The 19,130-nt window shown below is 70.6% G+C and carries 14 protein-coding genes; 8 read left to right on the top strand and 6 right to left on the bottom strand.

What is annotated here, in order from left to right:
* Positions 1-100: 100 nt before the first annotated feature.
* The gene (locus EV376_RS22195; RefSeq protein ID WP_130326173.1) at positions 101-1,153 is read right to left on the bottom strand and encodes a helix-turn-helix domain-containing protein; all 1,053 of its coding nucleotides are present in this window, start codon (positions 1,151-1,153) and stop codon (positions 101-103) included.
* Between the two features lie 70 nt (positions 1,154-1,223).
* Here EV376_RS22195 and EV376_RS22190 point away from each other — a divergent pair, with 70 nt between their 5' ends.
* Positions 1,224-2,567 carry an APC family permease gene (locus EV376_RS22190; RefSeq protein WP_486482757.1) on the top strand — a complete coding sequence of 448 codons (1,344 nt, stop codon included), beginning with the start codon at positions 1,224-1,226 and terminating at the stop codon, positions 2,565-2,567.
* A 166-nt stretch (positions 2,568-2,733) separates the two neighbouring features.
* On the opposite strand, the gene EV376_RS22185 is transcribed toward EV376_RS22190, so the two are convergent.
* The 3 genes from EV376_RS22185 to EV376_RS22175 form a co-directional block, all read right to left on the bottom strand.
* On the bottom strand, positions 2,734-3,777 hold the full coding sequence (locus EV376_RS22185; RefSeq protein ID WP_130326171.1) for a zinc-dependent alcohol dehydrogenase family protein: 1,044 nt from the start codon (positions 3,775-3,777) through the stop codon (positions 2,734-2,736).
* A gap of 40 nt (positions 3,778-3,817) precedes the next feature.
* A complete protein-coding gene (locus tag EV376_RS22180; protein ID WP_207228284.1) occupies positions 3,818-4,273 on the bottom strand; it encodes a nitroreductase/quinone reductase family protein in 456 nt (151 codons plus the stop codon).
* Between the two features lie 340 nt (positions 4,274-4,613).
* Complete coding sequence (locus EV376_RS22175) at positions 4,614-5,984, bottom strand: extracellular catalytic domain type 1 short-chain-length polyhydroxyalkanoate depolymerase (RefSeq protein WP_130326167.1); 1,371 nt, start codon at positions 5,982-5,984, stop codon at positions 4,614-4,616.
* Between the two features lie 277 nt (positions 5,985-6,261).
* On the opposite strand from EV376_RS22175, the gene EV376_RS22170 reads away from it, so the two are divergent.
* Positions 6,262-7,251 (top strand): PaaX family transcriptional regulator C-terminal domain-containing protein, encoded by a 990-nt coding sequence (locus tag EV376_RS22170; RefSeq protein ID WP_130326165.1) that lies wholly within the window; start codon positions 6,262-6,264, stop codon positions 7,249-7,251.
* A gap of 35 nt (positions 7,252-7,286) precedes the next feature.
* Here the strand turns inward: EV376_RS22170 and EV376_RS22165 are convergent, their stop codons facing one another.
* Positions 7,287-9,095: a family 43 glycosylhydrolase gene (locus EV376_RS22165; RefSeq protein ID WP_207228278.1), complete on the bottom strand. Its 1,809-nt coding sequence runs from the start codon at positions 9,093-9,095 to the stop codon at positions 7,287-7,289.
* 416 nt (positions 9,096-9,511) lie between these two features.
* On the opposite strand from EV376_RS22165, the gene chvE reads away from it, so the two are divergent.
* From chvE to mmsB, 3 genes are all read left to right on the top strand, one after another.
* Entirely contained in the window at positions 9,512-10,651 is a 1,140-nt protein-coding gene (gene chvE / locus EV376_RS22160; protein WP_130326163.1) for a multiple monosaccharide ABC transporter substrate-binding protein, read from the top strand.
* An 84-nt stretch (positions 10,652-10,735) separates the two neighbouring features.
* Positions 10,736-12,274 (top strand): multiple monosaccharide ABC transporter ATP-binding protein, encoded by a 1,539-nt coding sequence (mmsA, locus tag EV376_RS22155; protein ID WP_130326161.1) that lies wholly within the window; start codon positions 10,736-10,738, stop codon positions 12,272-12,274.
* Positions 12,271-13,515, top strand: coding sequence for a multiple monosaccharide ABC transporter permease (mmsB, locus tag EV376_RS22150; RefSeq protein WP_130326159.1), 1,245 nt, complete (start codon positions 12,271-12,273; stop codon positions 13,513-13,515). The genes mmsA and mmsB overlap by 4 nt, the downstream gene beginning before the upstream one ends.
* Before the next feature lie 72 nt (positions 13,516-13,587).
* Here the strand turns inward: mmsB and EV376_RS22145 are convergent, their stop codons facing one another.
* Positions 13,588-15,228, bottom strand: coding sequence for a ricin-type beta-trefoil lectin domain protein (locus EV376_RS22145; RefSeq protein ID WP_130326157.1), 1,641 nt, complete (start codon positions 15,226-15,228; stop codon positions 13,588-13,590).
* Between the two features lie 415 nt (positions 15,229-15,643).
* Here EV376_RS22145 and araB point away from each other — a divergent pair, with 415 nt between their 5' ends.
* The 3 genes from araB (at position 15,644) to EV376_RS22130 (ending at position 19,114) form a co-directional block, all read left to right on the top strand.
* Positions 15,644-17,329, top strand: coding sequence for a ribulokinase (gene araB / locus EV376_RS22140; protein WP_130326155.1), 1,686 nt, complete (start codon positions 15,644-15,646; stop codon positions 17,327-17,329).
* Complete coding sequence (locus EV376_RS22135; protein ID WP_130326153.1) at positions 17,326-18,009, top strand: L-ribulose-5-phosphate 4-epimerase; 684 nt, start codon at positions 17,326-17,328, stop codon at positions 18,007-18,009. The genes araB and EV376_RS22135 overlap by 4 nt, the downstream gene beginning before the upstream one ends.
* A gap of 112 nt (positions 18,010-18,121) precedes the next feature.
* Positions 18,122-19,114: an ABC transporter substrate-binding protein gene (locus EV376_RS22130; RefSeq protein WP_130326151.1), complete on the top strand. Its 993-nt coding sequence runs from the start codon at positions 18,122-18,124 to the stop codon at positions 19,112-19,114.
* The last annotated feature ends 16 nt before the right edge of the window (positions 19,115-19,130 follow it).

The raw sequence follows: 19,130 nt of genomic DNA, 5'->3' as shown, positions 1-19,130 counted from the left end.
GACTACGGCAATTTGGAGCAGGCGGTCGCGTACCGGATTGACGTCCAGCGCCCGCACCCGGGCGGGCCCGCGCGGTGTCTCGTCGAGGCGCCGTTCGGGCTCAGCTCGCTCCGCCGTTTGACCGGGCGACCGTCATCGCCGGCTGCTCCGCCGGGTCCGGCCGGCCGGACCCGGCGGCGGGCCGGGTCGCGGCGGCCGCCCGGTACCGGAACACGTGCCGGTACGTCTGCGGGGTCACCCCGCTGACCCGACCGAAGTGCTGGCGCAGGTTGGCGCCGCTGCCGAAGCCGGTGCGGTGGGCGATCCGCTCCACCGCGTCGTCCGTGGTCTCCAGCAGCTCCTGCGCCAGCCGGACCCGCTGCTCCAGCACCCACCGCAGGGGAGTCGTGCCGAGCGTCTCCCGGAACCGCCGGGCGAGGGTACGCGCGCTCATGTTCGCCTCGCGGGCCAGATCGTTGACGGTCAGGGGCTGGTCGAGCCGGTGGCGGGCCCACTCCAGCACGGGACCGAGGTCGTCGGGGGACACGCCCCGCACCGGAGGCGGCGGGTACTGGGCGTGATCGCCGGACCGATGCGGCGGTACGACCATCCGGCGCGCGACCTCGTGGGCGACCGCGGCGCCGTGATCCCGCCTGACCAGGTGCAGGCACAGATCGATCGCAGCCACCGTCCCGGCGGACGTGAGGATGTCGCCCTCGTCGACGTAGAGCACGCGGGGGTCGAGGTCGACCAGCGGGTACCGGGCCGCGAAATCCTGGGCGTTCATCCAGTGGGTCGTCGCCCGGCGGCCGTCGAGCAGGCCGGCCGCCGCCATCACGTACGCACCCGTGCAGAAGCCCACGATACGACTGCCGCGCGCGTACGCCATCCGTAGCGCCTCGACGAGATCCGCGGGCGGGTCGACCTGCGTGGCCCGGGCGCACGCCGGCACCAGCACGGTGTCCGCCTCGACGAGATCGTCCAGGCCGTACGACGGATCGAGCCAGCCGCCCCCGGTGGTGCGCAGCGGGCCCGGCTCGGCGGCGCACATGCGTAGTTCGTACCACGGGTCGGCGATGTCCCGGCGGTCGGTGCCGAACACCTCCTGCGGGACCGCCAGCTCGAAGATCGGCAGGTTGTCGGTGACCGCCACCGCGATGACGTGCTGTTCCATGGCAGAAATCTACCGAAGACCGGCACGAACCCAGCTGTTCCACCCGCTCGGTGCCGGCGACGCTGGTCTCATGGCTGAAACACCATCCGTGCCGGCGGCGAGCGGTCGGCTGACCGCCGCGCAGGGCGCCGCCCTGTACGTCGGCGCTGTCCTGGGAACCGGAGTCATCGCACTTCCCGCGCTGGCCGCCGAGGCCGCCGGTCCCGCCTCCCTGATCGCCTGGCTGTTGCTCGTGGTGGTGTCCGCGCCGCTCGCGGCGACCTTCGCCGCGCTCGGTGCCCGATACCCCGACGCGGGCGGCGTGTCCACGTACGCCCGGATGGCCTTCGGGCCGCGGGCCGCGGCGGTGGTCGGCTGGTGCTTCTACTTCGCGGTACCGCCCGGCGCCGCGGCCGCGGCGCTCTTCGGCGGCGCGTACGTCGAGGCCGCTGTGGGCGGCGGCGGTACTACCGTGGCGGTCACGGCCGTGCTGCTGATGGTGGTCGTCACGACCACCAACTTCTTCGGCGTCCAGCTCGCCGGGCGGGTGCAGCTCACATTGGCCGGCATCCTGGTCACCTTCCTGCTACTGGCCGTGATCCTGTCCCTGCCGCACGCCTCGACCGACAATCTCGAACCGTTCGCCCCGCACGGCTGGACGGCGATCGGCCCGGCCGCCGCGCTGCTGGTCTGGAGCTTCGTCGGCTGGGAGGCGATCACCCACCTGACCGCCGAGTTCCGCCGCCCGGCCCGGGACCTGCCGAAGGCCACCGCCGCCGCGGTCGTCGTGGTGGGTGCGCTGTACCTCGCGGTGGCCTTCGCCATCATCGCGGTGCTCGGCTCCGCGGCCGCCGACGCCGACGCTCCGCTCGGCGAGCTGTTCGCGGTCGCGCTCGGCGGCGACGCCCGGTGGCTCGCCGCCGGAGCCGCGCTGCTGCTCACCTTCGGGGCGATGAACGCCTACTACGCCGGCGCGGCCAAGCTCGGCGCGGCTCTCGGCCGCGACGGTGCGCTGCCCGTCTGGCTGACCCGGGGCAGCGTGGCGGGCGAGGTGCCCCGGCGCAGCCTGTCGGTCAACGCAGCCCTGTCCTTCCTGGCCCTGTGCGCGGTGCTCGCCGCCGACGTCGGCCCTCGGCCGCTGGTGTTGCTGACCACCGGCTCCTTCGTCACGGTGTACGCCGTGGGCGCCGCGGCGGCGCTGCGCCTGCTGCCACGGCGCAGCAGGACCTGGTACGCCGCCGTGCTGACCGCGGGATCGGTGGTCTTCCTGCTGGTCATGACCGGCCGCTACCTCGTGTGGCCCCTGGCCGTGACCGGCGCGGCCCTGCTCTACCTCCGGCTGGCGGGGCCGACTCGCCGGCCCGACCACCACCCGCCCGGCGGGCAACCGGACCGAGTTCGCGAACCGGCCGGAACCGCTCACCGGCCTCGGTGACGACGTGCGGGGCAATCGTGCGGCGCCGGGGTAGCCGGAGCGCGACCGGTGGTCGGGCGGGTGGCGCCGCCGAGCCGCGGCGAGGAAGGGGCCCTTGCCGGTATGCAAGGGCCACTCCTCGGCTCGACCTGGGTGGGTTCGGAACGCTCGCCGAGCCGCGGCCCGGTCAGCTTCGGCTGAGCACGACCTTCAGGGCGCCGGTGTCGCCGGCACGGGCGAACACGTCGTACGCGGCCGGGAAGTCGGCCATGGCGAAGCGGTGGGTGACGAAGCGGGCGGGGTCGATCTGGCCGGCGGCGACCAGTCGCAGCAGGGTCGGTGTGGAGTAGGTGTCCACCAGCCCGGTGGTGATCGTGACGTTCTTGATCCACAGATCCTCGAGGTGCAGCGTGGCTGGCTTGCCGTGCACACCGACGTTGGCGACGCGGCCCCCGGGACGGATCAGCCGCGTGCACAACTCGAAGGTCCCGGGCACACCGACGGCCTCGATGGCCACGTCGGCGCCGAGCCCGTCGGTGAGGTCGAGCACCTGGGTGACCGGGTCCTGACGGCCGTTGTTGATCACGACGTCGGCGCCGAACTGCTTGGCCGCGTCCAGCCGGCTGTCGGCCAGGTCGATCGCGACGACGTGGCCCGGTGACAACAGCCGGGCGGCCAGGATCGCGGCCAGCCCGATCGGGCCGGCGCCGACGACGGCGACCGTGTCGCCGGGCCGCACACCGCCGTTGAGGACGCCGACCTCGTACGAGGTGGGCAGGATGTCGGCGAGCATGAGCACCTGCTCGTCGCTGACTCCGGGCGGGACCGGGTAGGTGGAGTTGTCGGCGAACGGCACCCGCACCCGCTCGGCCTGGGTGCCGTCGATGCGGTGTCCCAGGATCCAGCCGCCGCCGCCCCGGCACTGCCCGTACGCCCGGTCCCGGCAGTAGCGGCACCGGCCGCACGCGGTGACGCAGGACACCAGCACCCGGTCGCCGGGCTTCACGTTCTTCACTCCCGCACCGACCTCGGTCACGGTGCCCACGGCCTCGTGGCCGAGGATCCGCCCGTCGGTGACCGCCGGCACGTCACCCTTGAGGATGTGCAGGTCCGTCCCGCAGATCGTGACGGTGTCGACCCGGACGATGGCGTCGGTGTCGTCGATGATGGTCGGGTCCGACACCTCCTCCCAGGCCTTGGTGCCCGGCCCGTGGTAGACCATTGCGCGCATCGTGGTTCCTCCCTTCCTCGCCGGTGGATCCCGGCCGTCGTCATCGGGGCACGTCGCGGGCCGCGTACTCCACGCGGAAGGCGGGGTACCGCTCCGCGACGGCCGCGAACTCGCTCAGGGGTGCGTGCCGGTCGACCGGCAGGTGCGGTCGTGCTCCGGGCACCTGCTGCAGGTACCGCTTGAGGATCGGCGCGCGCTCGCCGACCGGCACCTCGATCAGGCGGCAGGCACGAGCGCGGCCGTGCCGGATGACGGCCCGGCCGTCCGCCGCGCGCACGTTGCGGACCCAGTTGCAGTCGCTGCCCAGCATCGGCACCAGGTACCACTCGCCGTGCCAGTCGGCCATGCCCAGGGGGAAGCGGGTGCGCCGTCCGGTGCGACGGCCGACGACCTCGAGGGTCACCCAGCGCCGGGGGAGCAGACCGGCGCCGAGCACGACCGCCCACATCCGTGCGAGGCGGCGGGCCGTGGCGTCGGCGTGACCTCCCGCGTACATCCTGCGAAGATCGTCGTCCGACCAGGGCCAGCTTCCCATCGCGTCCTCCACGGGTCCGCGGGTGTCCCCAGTCGGCACGCCCGGACCTGCCGATTCCATGGTTCCCGGCATCGGCTGTGGTGCGCAGGGTCGAAGGTCCTCCCGGCCCGGGCCGAACGAACGGCCGCCGTCGGAGTCGGCTGGCCGGAACTGCTGGTTGGTGCCGCCGTGCGCCGTCGGCGGGCCCGCCGGCCTCGTGCCGGTGCGCCCCACGTTCGGCTGGTCGCGGCTCCTGTGGTCGCGGCTCCTGGTGCTCCGGGGACGGCCGAGCAGGGCGTGCCGTCCCCGGAGCCGGCCGGTGTCAGGAGACGGTGCAGGGCGCGCCGTTGAGGGTGAACGAGGTCGGTCCGGCGGTGTTTCCGGTGTGCGTGGCCTGGAAGCCGATGGTGGTCGACCCGTTGCCGGGGATGGTTGCGTTGTAGCTGAGGTTTCGGGCCGTGACCTGTCCGGAGGTGGGGGAGTAGGAGGCGTTCCAGCCCGAGGTGATGTTCTGCCCCCCGGGCAGCGTGAAGGCCAGGGACCAGCCGTTGACGGCACTGGCGCCGGTGTTGGTGATGGTGATGTTCTCGGTCAGCCCGGTGTTCCAGGCGTTGACCGCGACCGTCACCCGGCAGCTGGCGGAGCCCGGCGGAGTGGTCGGGCTCGGCGGGACGGTCGGGCTCGGCGGGACGGTCGGGCTCGGCGGGACGGTCGGGCTCGGCGGGACGGTCGGGCTCGGTGGCGTGGTGGGGTTCGACGGAGTGGACAGGCCGAAGAACTGGATGGCGGACGCGGCCATGCCGCTGGCGGGCAGGCTGTGCCCGGCCCCCTGGATGCTGTACGCCTCGACCTGGACGGTGCCGCCGGCGTCGGCGTACCGGCGCCGGTTCCAGTTGGCCTGCGGTGTGTCGGTCGAGGTCGGCGTCTGGCTGAGCCCGAACACGTTGGTCCACTGCTCGATCGTTTCCTGTAGGAGCTGGTGCGGTACGAGCGTGTCGTTGGTGCCGTGCCACAGCTGTGCGCGGGGGCGGGGGCCGGAATAGCCGGGGTAGGCCTGCCGGACCGCGTCACCCCACTGCTGCGGGGTCCGGTTCATGTTCCCGCCGGTGCACTGGCTGCTGCCCGGTGGGAAGTCCGCGGCACCGGCGAAGCAGTTGTAGGGAACTCCCATGAAGGCGGCGCCGGCCTTGAACACGTCCGGGTAGAGGGCCAGCAGGTGGTTGGTCATCATGCCGCCCGACGAACTGCCGGTGGCGTAGACCCGGTCGGGATCCGCGCCGTACTGCTGCTGGGCGTACCGGACCATGGAGGCGATCGACACCGGGTCGCTGCCCCCGCCGCGGCGCTTGGCGGCGTCCGACCAGACGTCGAAGCAGTTGCCGAACCCGGCCTGCTGGGTCGCGGTCGGATAGATCACGATGAACCCGTGGCGGTCGGCCAGGGCGGCGAACTCGCTACCGGAGTAGAAGCCGGGGCCCGACCCGCCGCAGCCGTGCATGGCCACCACCGTTGCCGGCCTGGCCGGGCGGGAGTCGGGCACGTAGACGTGCATGCGCATCCGGCCCGGATTGTCGCCGAAGCTGGTCACCTCGACCAGCGACGCCGCGTACGCGGGGCGGAGCGTGGGGACGATCAGGCCGGCTGTGGCCAGTGCTGCGGCCAGGCCGAGCAGCAGATTCCTTCTGATTTTCACCGGGACGACTCCTTCGATCACCTGTGCAGGTTGGGATCTGGTCGCGCGATCCAGTCGCGGGTGTGCCCGGTACCCCGCGGTGATCGCGCTCGCCGCACTCGTGCGGCGCGCGCTGCCCGGCTCCGATGGCGTCGTGTAGCAGTTAGTGTTCCCCCAGGCCCAACAAGTGTCAATCGACAGTCATCGACTAATCTCGTGCTCGGTCGCGGCGTGCCGGGTTCGACCGGCGTTCCGTCTACAGTGGTCTTGCCGTACCCGAGCCCCGCCCGGAGCGCCTGTGACTAGCCCGTTCGACATCGAGGAGATGTTTCCGGACGAGGGGGACCATGCGCTCCGGCTGCCCCGGCGACAGGTCGGAAACTCACCGCAGGGTGTCACGGTGACCCTGCTGGCGGACTACACCCTGCGGACCCGCGCCGCGCTCCCGTCCGCCGCCATCGTCGCGTTGCTCGCCGAGTCCGGGGTGACGACGGCCGGTGCCCGTACCGCCATCAGCCGGCTGGCCCGGCGTGGCGTCCTGGAAGGCAGCCGGCACGGACGGAACAGCTCCTACCGGCTCAGCCGCGCCGCGGCCGCGAACCTCTCGGCCGGCGGCCGGTGGATCCTCTCCGCCACCGCCGCGACCGGCCGGTGGGACGGGCGCTGGACGATCGTCGCCTTCTCGCTGCCGCAGGACCGGAGTGCGCAGCGCCGGGCGCTGCGCGGTCGGCTCCGCTGGCTCGGATACGCGCCGCTGTACGACGGACTGTGGATCTCGCCGCACGAGCTGACCCCGCCGGCACGGGCGCAGCTCGCCCAGCTCACCCTCGGTGCCGTCACGGTGTTCCGGGCACGGCAGACCGAGCTCGACGCGCTCAGCCAGCGCACCCCGATCGATGCCTGGGACATCCATGCGATCGCCCGGCACTACGCCGCGTTCCTCCGGCGCTGGACACCGCTGCTACGCCAGATGCGCTCGGGGCGGGTCGACGGCACGACGGCGGTGCGGGCGCGTACCGAGGTGATGGACACGTTCCGGCGCTTTCCCACCCTCGATCCGCAGCTGCCGCTGGACCTGCTCCCGGCGGGTTGGCTCCGGGAGCCCGCCCGGGAGCTGTTCGCGGCGGTCTACGACGGCCTCGCCGAGCCCGCCGAACAGCACGTCCGGGCGCTGGTCGCGCGGTTCACCAGCGGCCCGCCCCCGAACGTCCGGGCACACACCACCGTCGACCTCCACTCCGGAGTGCGGGACGACCCCGGCCCCGGGTGCTCGGCCCCCGCGATGTGAGGTGGACGTCACCGCCCGCCCTGGTCCCTGGGCGGTCAGGCGCGGGACCACTGCATGCTGGTCGCGGTGCTGCACGTCCGCTGCTCCAGGGCGGCGCCCAGGGCGGTGGAGCCACCGACCACGTTCAGGCACTTGCCGCTGTTCACGTTGACCAGGTTGTGGTGGCCGTCGCCGGTCGAGCGCCAGCGGAACAGCTGGTTCAGGCCGTCGTGGCAGGTGTACTGCACGATCCGCGCGCCGTCGGCGGTCGAGAAGTCCAGCACGTCGACGCACTTGCCGCTGTGGACGCTCTGGAGCCGCACGTTGCCGTCGCCGGCGTCCAGGAAGCGCCACTGCTGCCAGCCGGCGCCGTTGCTGCTCCACTGGCCGATCACGGCGAGGTTGTCGAGGTTCGGCTGCTGAACGTCGATGACCTGCCCGCTGTTGCGGTTGGTGATCCGGTACGACGCCGCGGCGCCGCCGCCGAACTGCCACCAGTTGACGTTGAACAGGTTGCCGCCGCCGCCGACGAAGCGCAGGTACAGGTCTCGGGTGCCGGTGGCCCCGCTCACCCCGCAGGTGGTGGTCGTCCAGTTCTGCCAGCCACCGGTGCCGCCGACGGTGCAGGTGCCGACGATCGGACCGCCGGTGCCGTCCAGCCGTACCTCGATCCGGCCGCCCCCGGTCGCGGAGGCCACCCGCGCGGAGAAGGAGGTGGCGCCGGCGCCGAAGGCGACGCCCTTGACCTTGATGTAGTCGCCGTTCTCGATCCAGCCGACGTTCATCCCGCCCTCGCTCGACGGCTCCGTCTCGATACCGGAGCCCCAGGCGATCGTCTCGGCCTCCTGGCGCACGTACGGGTCGAGATTGCCGACCTGCGGGGCGCCCGTGGCGGTCATGTTGATGGTCGGGAAGGTGCCGTTGCTGTGGTAGCTGAACCTCTCCACCGCGACCGACCGGGTGAAGCCACCGCCGCCGGGCAGCGCGCCGTTGTGGTAGAAGAAGTACGAGCCGCCGTTGAAGTCGATGACGCCGGCGTGGTTGGTGAAGCTGCCGCCCTGCCGGGGCATGATCGTCCCCCGGTACGTCCACGGCCCGGTCGGGCCGGGCGCGGTCGAGTACCCGATGAACTCGGAGCAGCACTCCGCCGCGAAGACGTTGTAGTACAGCCCGTTGCGCTTGAAGACCCACGGCCCTTCCTCGTAGAGGGTCGGGCGGCTCGGGTTGCCGGTGCGGGTGCCGAACCCGGCGGTGGTGAGCGGAATCTGGGTCGGGTTACCGGAGAACGAGATCATGTCGGGGTTGAGCCGCACGAACCACAGGTTCGGGTTGCCCCAGTACAGGTACGCCTGCCCGTCGTCGTCGATGAAGGCGTGCGGGTCGATCTCGCCGTTACCGACCAGTGGCCGGCCGAGCGCGTCCCGGAACGGGCCGGTCGGACTGTCCGCGACGCCGACGCCGATGACCATCTGCCCGTTCGACCGCTGGCGTACCGGCACGTACCAGTAGAACTTCCCGTTGCGCGGGACGACGTGACCGGCCCACGCGTTGGCGTCCGCCCAGGCGAAGGTCGCGAGGCTCATGGGGGTGCCGTGGTCGGTCCAGTTCACCAGGTCGGTCGAGGAGAAGACCCGCCAGTCACGCATGGTGAAGTAGGTCGAGCCGTCCTCGTCGTGTCCGGTGTACAGGTACACCCGGCCGTTGTGCACCATCGGCGCCGGATCGGCGGTGTAGATGTGCTGGACGATCGGGTTGTCGCCCTGTGCCGGGCCGGGCAGCAGGGCGGCGGCGCAGAGCAGGCCGGCGACTGCGGCGACGCCGCGCCGGATCGCCGATCGGGTCCGGCGGGGAACTGTCAGCTTCACGGTGACTCCCAGGTCGTCGAACGGTGTCCGATGGGCACGACCGCCGCCGCACCCGGCCGTCCCCGGCGCCAACGAGGTCAACGGTCCTGAGCTGTTATCGCTAACAGCTCTGCGGTGTCGTTTCCTGGCGTGGTCATTGCTGCTGCAGCCTGGGCTTATGCGCGTGCGGAGATCCGCATGTGGAGCGCTCGACACGATTGATAGATCAACCTTCGCATCGAACATTTACGACGCACCGTACTGATGTGGACGGAGCCCGTCAACGGGCGCGATGCCGCACCGGACCGCCGGCCGGCGCCGCCGTTGTTATGAGACCGAGACGTACACATTCAACGACATCGGTTGACGATGGGATTGTGAGCGCTAACACTCCAGGGTGATGCCGGGCACGTCCGAGATCGTGTGGAGGAGAAGCTGTGCGCAGACGAACTCTCGCCGCTCTGGGTGGGGCGGCGCTCGCCATCAGTCTGGTGGCGTGCGGTGGCGAAGGAGCCGGCGGCGGCGACACCGGCGGTGACCGGCCCGCCGACCTGACCATCGGCGTCTCGATGCCGACCCAGACCTCGGAGCGCTGGATCGCCGACGGCAACTCGGTCAAGGAGAAGCTCGAGGCGAAGGGGTACAAGGTCGACCTCCAGTACGCCGGCGACGACATCCCGACCCAGTCGCAGCAGGTCGACCAGATGATCACCCGGGGCGCGGACGTGCTGATCATCGCCGCGATCGACGGCACCGCGCTCAGCGGTCAGCTCCAGGCCGCGGCGGACGCGAAGATCCCGGTCATCGCGTACGACCGGCTCATCCGGGACAGCCCCAACGTCGACTTCTACGTCAGCTTCGACAACTACAAGGTCGGGGTGGCCCAGGCCAACGCGCTGCTGGTCGGCCTCGGACTGCAGAACAAGGACGGCTCGAAGGGCACGGCGACCGGACCGTTCAACGTGGAGCTGTTCGCCGGCTCGCTGGACGACAACAACGCCCACTTCTTCTTCGGCGGCGCGATGGACACGCTCAAGCCGTTCGTCGACGCCGGCACCCTGCGGGTGAAGTCCGGTCAGACGAAGATCGAGCAGGTGGCCATCCTGCGCTGGCAGCAGGAGACCGCGCAGAAGCGCATGGAGGATCTGCTGACCGCCAGCTACAACGACGGCAGCCCGGTGCACGGCGTGCTGTCGCCCTACGACGGCCTGTCGCGGGGCATCATCACCGCGCTGCAGAACGCCGGCTACGGCGCCGCGACCAAGAAGATGCCGGTGATCACCGGCCAGGACGCCGAGATCGCCTCGGTCAAGCTCATCAACGACGGTGTCCAGAGCTCCACCGTCTTCAAGGACACCCGACTACTGGCTGAGCAGGCCGTGGTGGCGGCCTGGGCGTTCCTGCAGGAGACGGAGCCGCAGGCCAACGACACCAAGACTTACGAGAACGGGGTCAAGGTCGTCCCGTCGTACCTGTTGCCGGTCCAGACGGTGTACAAGGACGACATCAAGCCCGTGTTGATCGATTCCGGCTACTGGACGGCCGAGGAGGTCGCGGCCGGGCAGGCGAAGGGCTGACCGCGCCCGGCGGGTCCGGTGGTGCACGCCGTCACCGCCGGCCCGCCGGATCCGGCTACGAAGACCACGGGCAGGGCGGGTTGCATGGGCGACGTCATCCTCGACATGCGCAACATCACTAAGACCTTTCCCGGAGTGCGGGCACTCCAGGACGTGTCGCTCGCCGTGCGGCGCGGAGAGATCCACGCGATCTGCGGTGAGAACGGCGCTGGCAAATCCACCTTGATGAAGGTGCTGTCCGGGGTGTACCCGGCGGGCAGTTACGACGGGACGATCGTCTTCGACGGCGCGCCCGTGCACATCCGCGGCATCCGGGACAGCGAGGCGCACGGCATCGTCATCATCCACCAGGAGCTGGCCCTGGTGCCGTACCTGTCGATCGCCGAGAACATCTTCCTCGGCAACGAGCGGCGCGGGCCAGGCGGTCTGATCGACTGGCACCGGACCAACGCCGAGGCTGCGCGCCTGCTCGAGTCGGTCGGGCTGGACGAGAACCCGGTCACCCCGGTCATTCAGCTCGGGGTGGGCAAGCAGCAACTGGTGGAAATCGCCAAGGCGCTGTCGAAGAAGGTCCGCCTGCTGATACTGGACGAGCCGACCGCCGCGCTCAACGACGTCGACTCGGCGCACCTGCTGAGCCTGATGCGCCGGCTGCGGGAGCAGGGCGTCACCTGCATCCTGATCTCCCACAAGCTCGGCGAGGTCACCGCGATCGCCGACTCGACCACGGTCATCCGGGACGGCCGGACGGTCGAGACGCTCGACATGAGCGACGACGGGGCCACCCAGGAGCGGATCATCCGGGGCATGGTGGGGCGGGACCTGGCCGCCTTCTACCCCGAGCGGGCGTCCTCGCCGGGAGGCGAGGTGCTGCGCATCGAGGACTGGACGGTGCGGCACCCGACGCAGGACCGGCTGGTGGTCGACGGCGCCTCCATCACCGTCCGGGCGGGCGAGGTCGTCGGCATCGCCGGCCTGATGGGTGCCGGGCGGACCGAGCTGGCAATGAGCGTGTTCGGCCGCTCCTACGGTCGGGACATCGAGGGGCGGCTGTTCGTCCGCGGACGGGAGGTGACGGCCCGCACGGTGGCGGAGGCCATCGGCAACGGCATCGCGTACGCGACCGAGGACCGGAAGCGTTACGGCCTCAACCTGATCGACGACGTCCGGCGCAACATCTCGGCGGCCGGGCTCGGCAGGCTGGCCCGGTTCGGCTGGGTCAACGGCAACGAGGAGATCGAGGTCGCCGAGCGGGGACGGCGGGAGATGAACATCAAGACCACGAGCGTCATGTCGCTGGTCGGCAAGCTCTCCGGTGGCAACCAGCAGAAGGTCGTGCTGTCGAAGTGGCTGTTCACGGATCCCGACGTGCTGATCCTGGACGAGCCGACCCGGGGCATCGACGTCGGCGCGAAGTTCGAGATCTACACGATCATCAATCAGCTCGTGGCCGACGGGAAGGCCGTCATCCTCATCTCCTCGGAGCTGCCCGAGCTGCTCGGCATGTGCGACCGCATCTACACGCTCGCGGCCGGCCGGATAACCGGCGAGCTTCCGGTGGGTGCCGCCACCCAGGAGAACCTCATGCAACTCATGACGACGGACAAGGATCACGCCGGATGACCAGCACGAAGCCCGCCACGAACCGGCAGAGCGGCCCGTCCGGGGTGGCGCCCGCCCTGCACGCCGGGACCAGCGATCCCCGGACGCTGATTCTGGGCAACCTGCGGCAGAGCGGCATCTACATCGCCCTTGTCGTGATCGTCGGGCTGTTCGCGATCCTCACCGACGGCGTCTCGCTGAGCCCGGGCAACATCACCAACATCGTCCTTCAGTACTCCTACATCCTGGTGCTCGCGATCGGCATGGTCATCGTGATCATCGGGGGCCACATCGACCTGTCGGTGGGTTCGGTGGTGGCGCTCACCGGCGCGGTCTCCGCCGTGGTCGTCATCCGCGAGGGCCACCCCTGGTGGGTCGGGATCCTGGCCGCTCTCGTGGTCGGCGTCGCGGTTGGCGCGTGGCACGGCTTCTGGGTCGCGTACGCCGGGATCCCGGCCTTCATCGTCACCCTGGCGGGGATGCTGCTTTTCCGCGGTCTGACCCTGCGGGTGCTCGACAACATCTCGCTGTCGCCGTTCCCCGCCGAGTACCAGCGGGTCGCCGCCGGATTCCTCAACGGGCTCCTCGGTGGGCAGGGTTTCGACGCGTTCACCCTGTTCATCGGAGCCTTCGCGGTGGCCGGCTACGCGGTGAGCGTCTTCCGGACCCGGACCGCTCGCATCCGCTACGGGCAGAAGGTGGAGTCGTTCCCGCTGTTCGTCGCGCGCGTGGCGCTGGTCGGCGCCGTCATCATGTACTTCGCCTGGCAGCTCGCCCACGCCCGGGGCCTGCCCATCGTGCTGATCATCCTGGCCGTGCTGGTGCTCGCCTACGGACTGCTCACCCGGCGTACCGTCTTCGGACGACAGGTCTACGCCATCGGCGGCAACCTGCCGGCGGCGATGCTGTCCGGTGTGAAGGTCAAGACGGTCAACTTCTGGATCTTCGTCAACATGGGCTTCCTGTCCGCCGTCGCCGGGGTCATCTACTCGTCGCGGTCCAACGGCGCCCAGCCCGCCGCCGGCAACATGTTCGAGTTGGACGCCATCGCGGCGGCCTTCATCGGCGGCGCGGCGGTCACCGGCGGGGTCGGCACCGTCGTCGGCGCGATGGTCGGTGGCCTGATCATGGCGGTGATGAGCAACGGCATGCAGCTCATGGGCGTCGACCAGTCGATCCAATCGGTGGTCAAAGGGCTGGTGCTCCTCGTCGCCGTGGCCTTCGACGTCTACAACAAGCGGCGTGCCGGGAACAACCGCTGACGGGTTCGGCCCTGCCGCCCGTGCCGGCCGGCCGGTCGGCGGCAGCCCTCCGACCGGCCCTGCGCTCGCCGGTCAGGCCCGGCTCCACCGCTGGTTGGCATTGCCGTGACAGGACCAGAGGATCACCGCCGTGCCGTTCGCGGTGCCGCCGTTGTTGACGTCCAGGCACAGCGACGGGAAGCGGACGTTGCTGACCGTGCCGTTGCCGTTGAACGTCCACTGCTGGTTGGTGCCGCCGTTGCAGTCCCAGATCTGCGCCCGGGTGCCGTTGCCGGCGTTCGGCGGGGCGTCCAGGCACTTGCCGAGAATCCGCAGGGTCTGGCCGCTCTGGGTGATCTGCTGGTTGGCGTTGCCGTGGCAGTCCCAGATCAACGTCCCGGTGCCGTTGGTGGTGTTGGAGTTGTCGACGTCCAGGCACCGGCCGGCGGACTCGCTGCGCAGGCGGAAGGTGCTCGGGGCGGGCGGGTCGACGGTGCCGCCTCCGCTGACCCGGTACACCACCGTGCCGTGGGCCGGAACGCTCGCGGAGATGCTCCCGGTGGTCGTGGTGGTGCCATTGGTCCACGCGTCCAGCAGGGTGAACGAGGTGCCGCTCTTGCCGATCGCCGCCGCCGTGGTGGATACCGTCGTCGTGGAACTGCCCTGGTTGAACAGCGCGACCGCGACGTCGCCGTTGGCCAGTCGCTTCGCCAGGACCCGCCGGGTGCCGTCGTGCGACACCTGCACCGCCTGCCGGCCGAGGGTGTCCTGGTTGATCGCGATCAGGTTCTGGTTCTTCAGAATGCTGAGCGTCGCCGTGCTGGCCGAGCGCAGGTCGTTGCCCATCATCAGCGGTGCGGCCATCATCGCCCAGAGGGCGAAGTGGCTGCGCGTCTCGGTGTCGGTCATGCCGCCGTTTCCGACCTCCAGCATGTCCGGGTCGTTGAATCCGCCCGGTGCGGCGTACCCGGCCAGCGGCACGTTGACATTGACGATGTTCTGGATGCCCATCGGGTAACCGTTGGTCTGGCCGGTGTCCCACGCGTTGGTGATGTCCTCGGTGGTCCGCCAGAGGTTCGCCACGTCGCTCCAGTTGCGCTGCGGCCCGGTCTTCTCGTGGATGCTGTTCGGGTTGATGCTGTAGACGATCGGCCGGCCGGTGGCCGCCAGCGCGTCGCGCATGATGTTGAACCGGGCGACCTGGTCGTTGATGCTGCCGGTGGGCGAGCACCAGTCGTACTTCAGGTAGTCCACGCCCCAGGCGGCGAACTGCCGGGCGTCCTGGTACTCGTGTCCCAGACTGCCGGTCGAGCCGGGGAAGGCGTCGAAGTACTGCGCGCAGGTCTGGTCCAGCGGCCCCTGGTAGATGCCGAACAGCAGGCCCCGGGAGTGCAGGTAGTCACCGAGGGACTTCATCCCGCTCGGGAACCGCTGCGGGTGGGCCTGGAGGTTGCCCTGCGCGTCCCGGTCCGGGTTGAACCAGCAGTCGTCGACGACGACGTACCGGTACCCGAGATCCCGCAGCCCGTGGTTGACGATCGCGTCGGCCATCTGCCGGATGAGCGTCTCGTTGATGTTGCAGCCGAATGTGTTCCAGGTGTTCCAACCCATCGGTGGGGTCCGGGCGACACCGTTGTTCAGCGCCTGAGCGGGTCTGGGCGACATCACCCCGCCGACGAGGGCGACCGCGGCGGCCATCGCCACCACGCTCAGGACGGCTGTCAGCCTACGCATGTGGGTTCCTCCTCGTTGACGCGATGATCGGTTCGGCGGTGGTTGCCGTCCGCGACGGCCGCGGGGGCTGGGCGTGGTGACGACGGCGGGTTGAGCGCTCGCCAGTGAGTGCTCGCGGTCGTGGTGCCTGCGGCCGGCAGCGCAGCGAGACGGTCCGGACGGACCGCCGCCGGACCTCGCGGACCCTGGCCGGCTCCAGCCTCGGCGGCAGCTCCTGGGCCAGCGGGACGAACGGATGTTATCGCTGACATCAACGTATGTAAATCCTGCTGCCGACTCGCCGGTGCTGACCACGCGCCGCCGTCGGATCACCGGCCGGCGAGGAGCGCACATCTGTTACGTAGCTGTTGCCGGAACCTGCCTTGACGACCTTGGATGTGAGCGTTAACACTAATCGTGCTTGGTGGAGGTGGTCATGAGCAGCGCGGACGGTGTCGGCGATCGGTACGTGGTCGGGGTCGACTACGGCACGCTCTCCGGGCGGGCCCTGGTCGTCCGGGTACGCGACGGCGCCGAGGTGGGGACCGCGGTGCACGAGTACCGCCACGGTGTGATCGAATCCGCGCTCCCCGACGGCGGGCCGGCGCTGCCCCCCGACTGGGCGCTGCAGGACCCGGAGGACTACCGGGACGTCCTGCGCCACGCCGTCCCCGCCGCGCTGGCCGCCGCCGCGGTACGCCCCGACGAGGTCATCGGGATCGGCACGGACTTCACCGCCTGCACCGTCCTGCCGACCCGCGCCGACGGCACCCCGCTGTGCGAGATCCCGGAGCTGCGCCACCGGCCGCACGCCTGGGTGAAGCTGTGGAAGCACCACGCCGCCCAGCCGCACGCCGACCGGATCAACGCACTCGCCCACGAGCGGCGCGAGCCGTGGATCGGCCGCTACGGCGGCAAGATCTCCGCCGAGTGGCAGTTCGCCAAGGGCCTGCAGATCCTGGCGGAGGATCCGGAGATCTACCGGCGCGCCGAGCGCTTCGTCGAGGCGGCCGACTGGATCGTGTGGCAGCTGTGCGGCACCGAGACCCGCAACGTCTGCACCGCCGGTTACAAGGGCATCCGGCAGGACGGCCGGTACCCGTCGAGCGACTACCTGACGGCACTCGATCCGGGCTTCGCCGACTTCGTGACCAAGTTGGACGGTCCGCTGCGGCCGCTCGGTTCGCGCGCCGGCACCCTCACCGGCCGGGCGGCGGCCTGGACCGGGCTGCCGGAGGGCATCGCCGTCGCGGTCGGCAACGTCGACGCGCACGTCACCGCCGCCGCCGCCCAGGCCCTGACGCCCGGCCGCCTGGTGGCGATCATGGGCACCTCCACCTGCCATATCCTCAATGGCGACCGTCCGGCCGAGGTGCCCGGCATGTGTGGTGTGGTCGACGGCGGTGTCAGCCCCGGCGCCTGGGGGTTCGAGGCGGGGCAGAGCGGTGTCGGCGACATCTTCGGCTGGTTCGTCAAACACGCCGCCCCGGCCGGCGTGGACTCGCACGAGCGGTTGACCGCGTTGGCCGCCGCCCAGCCGGTCGGAGCGCACGGCCTGATCGCGCTCGACTGGTGGAACGGCAACCGCTCGCTGTTGGTCAACCACGACCTGAGCGGCCTGATCGTCGGGATGACGCTGGCCACCCGGCCGCCGGACGTCTACCGGGCGCTGCTGGAGTCCACCGCGTTCGGCACCCGGATGATCATCGAGGCGTTCGTCGACGCCGGAGTGCCGGTCACCGACCTCGTCGTGGCCGGCGGTCTCACCTCGAACCGGCTGCTGATGCAGATCTACGCCGACGTGACCGGCCGACCGCTGAGCATCATCGGCTCCGCCCAGGGGCCGGCGCTCGGATCGGCCATCCACGCGGCGGTCGCGGCCGGGGCGTACCCGTCGATCCACGCGGCGTCGGCGGCGATGGGCCGGGTCAACGAGAGCGGCTACCGCCCGGACCCGCACAACGTACGGGCCTATGACGCCCTCTTCGCCGAGTACCGCGCGCTGCACGACCACTTCGGCCGCGCCGGCAACGACGTCATGCTCCGCCTGCGGGCGATCCGGAACGCGGCCCTCGACGCGTCCGGCACCCAGGCCGACAGTGCTCTGGAGGTGGTCGGATGAACACCGAGGTGACCCGGCTGGTGGCCGCGCTGCGGGAGAGCGTCGCCGGCCTGCACCGCGAACTCACCCGGTACGACCTCGTGGCCTGGACCGCCGGCAACGTGTCAGCCCGGGTTCCTGGCCAGAATCTGATGGTCATCAAACCCAGCGGTGTCGACTACGACGACCTGACCGCGGACGCCATGGTGGTCTGCGACCTGAACGGCAACGTCGTCGACGGCATCGGTTCCCCGTCCAGCGACACCGCGGCCCACGCCTACGTCTACCGCGCCATGCCCGAGGTGGGCGGCGTCGTGCACACGCACAGCGGCTACGCCACCGCCTGGGCGGCGCGGGGCGAGGCGATCCCGTGCTGGCTGACCGCCCAGGCCGACGAATTCGGCGGGGAGATCCCGGTCGGGCCGTTCGCGCTGATCGGCGGGGACGACATCGGCAAGGGGATCGTGAGCACCCTGTCCGGGCACCGCTCGCCCGCGGTGCTCATGCGCAACCACGGCGTCTTCACGATCGGCAGGGACGCCCGGGCAGCGGTCAAGGCGGCGGTGATGTGCGAGGACGTCGCCCGCACCGCGCACCTGGCCCGCGCCCTCGGGCAGCCGTTGCCGATAGCGCAGGCCGACATCGACTCGCTGCACGACCGCTACCAGAACGTCTACGGCCAGCGCCCGGCGACGGGCTGAGTGACGCCGCCGAACTCCTGGCCGGCGCCGCTTCTCGCGCCCAACCCCCACCACAGCCGGGCCCGCGCCGTCGAGGCCACGGTCCGGATGACCCAACCCTGAGGAGAAACCGATGAGGAGCAGGAGAACGGCACGCACCATCACCGCGGCGATCGCCGCCGTGCTGCTCGCGGGCAGCCTGGCGGCCTGCGGCAACAGCGACACCGGTGGCGACGCCGGCGGCGACGACAAGATCGTCCTGGGCTTCTCCCAGGTCGGCGCGGAGAGCGGCTGGCGGACGGCGAACACCACCTCGATCAAGGATGCGGCCGCCGAGGCGGGGATCGAGCTCAAGTTCGACGACGCCCAGCAGAAGCAGGAAAACCAGATCAAGGCGATCCGCAACTTCATCCAGCAGAAGGTGGACGTGATCGCCTTCTCGCCGGTGGTGGAGTCCGGCTGGGACACCGTCCTGAAGGAGGCCAAGGACGCGGGCATCCCGGTGATCCTCACGGACCGCGCCGTGGACTCTCCCGACAAGACGCTCTACAAGACGTTCCTCGGGTCGGACTTCGTCAAGGAGGGTCGCCTGTCCGGCGAGTGGCTGGTGGAGAACACCAAGTCGGCGACCGGGCCGGTCAACATCGTCGAGCTGCAGGGCACGACCGGCTCCGCCCCGGCGAACGACCGCAAGAAGGGCTTCGCCGAGGCCATCGCCGCCAACCCGAACCTGAAGATCATCGCCTCCCAGTCGGGTGACTTCACCCGGGCCGGTGGCAAGCAGGTGATGGAGCAGTTCCTCAAGGCCAACCCGGACATCGACGTGCTCTTCGCGCACAACGACGACATGGGCCTGGGGGCGCTGGAGGCGATCAGCGCCGCCGGCAAGACGCCCGGCAAGGACATCGTCATCATCACCGTCGACGCGGTGCGCGACGGCATGCAGGCCCTCGCGGACGGCAAGTTCAACTTCATCGCGGAGTGCAGCCCGCTGCTCGGCCCACAGCTGATGGAACTGGTGCAGAAGGTCCACGCCGGTGAGGAGGTGCCGCCCCGGATCGAGACCGAGGAGACCACCTTCACCCAGGAGCAGGCCAAGGAGGCGCTGCCCAACCGTAAGTACTGACCGACGCCGGGGTCGC

The organism is Micromonospora sp. CNZ295 (genome assembly GCF_004217535.1).
Note: the sequence above shows the minus strand (reverse complement) of the source record. Positions and strands in the feature narration are given on the sequence as shown.

Excerpts from the sequence above, each read along its gene's own strand:
- mmsA (WP_130326161.1), top strand. The coding sequence starts at position 10,736 with ATGGGCGACGTCATCCTCGACATGCGCAACATCACTAAGACCTTTCCC.
- araB (WP_130326155.1), top strand. The coding sequence starts at position 15,644 with ATGAGCAGCGCGGACGGTGTCGGCGATCGGTACGTGGTCGGGGTCGAC.
- EV376_RS22195 (WP_130326173.1), bottom strand. The coding sequence starts at position 1,153 with ATGGAACAGCACGTCATCGCGGTGGCGGTCACCGACAACCTGCCGATC.
- EV376_RS22180 (WP_207228284.1), bottom strand. The coding sequence starts at position 4,273 with ATGTACGCGGGAGGTCACGCCGACGCCACGGCCCGCCGCCTCGCACGG.
- EV376_RS22190 (WP_486482757.1), top strand. The coding sequence starts at position 1,224 with ATGGCTGAAACACCATCCGTGCCGGCGGCGAGCGGTCGGCTGACCGCC.
- EV376_RS22130 (WP_130326151.1), top strand. The coding sequence starts at position 18,122 with ATGAGGAGCAGGAGAACGGCACGCACCATCACCGCGGCGATCGCCGCC.
- mmsB (WP_130326159.1), top strand. The coding sequence starts at position 12,271 with ATGACCAGCACGAAGCCCGCCACGAACCGGCAGAGCGGCCCGTCCGGG.
- EV376_RS22145 (WP_130326157.1), bottom strand. The coding sequence starts at position 15,228 with ATGCGTAGGCTGACAGCCGTCCTGAGCGTGGTGGCGATGGCCGCCGCG.
- EV376_RS22135 (WP_130326153.1), top strand. The coding sequence starts at position 17,326 with ATGAACACCGAGGTGACCCGGCTGGTGGCCGCGCTGCGGGAGAGCGTC.
- EV376_RS22185 (WP_130326171.1), bottom strand. The coding sequence starts at position 3,777 with ATGCGCGCAATGGTCTACCACGGGCCGGGCACCAAGGCCTGGGAGGAG.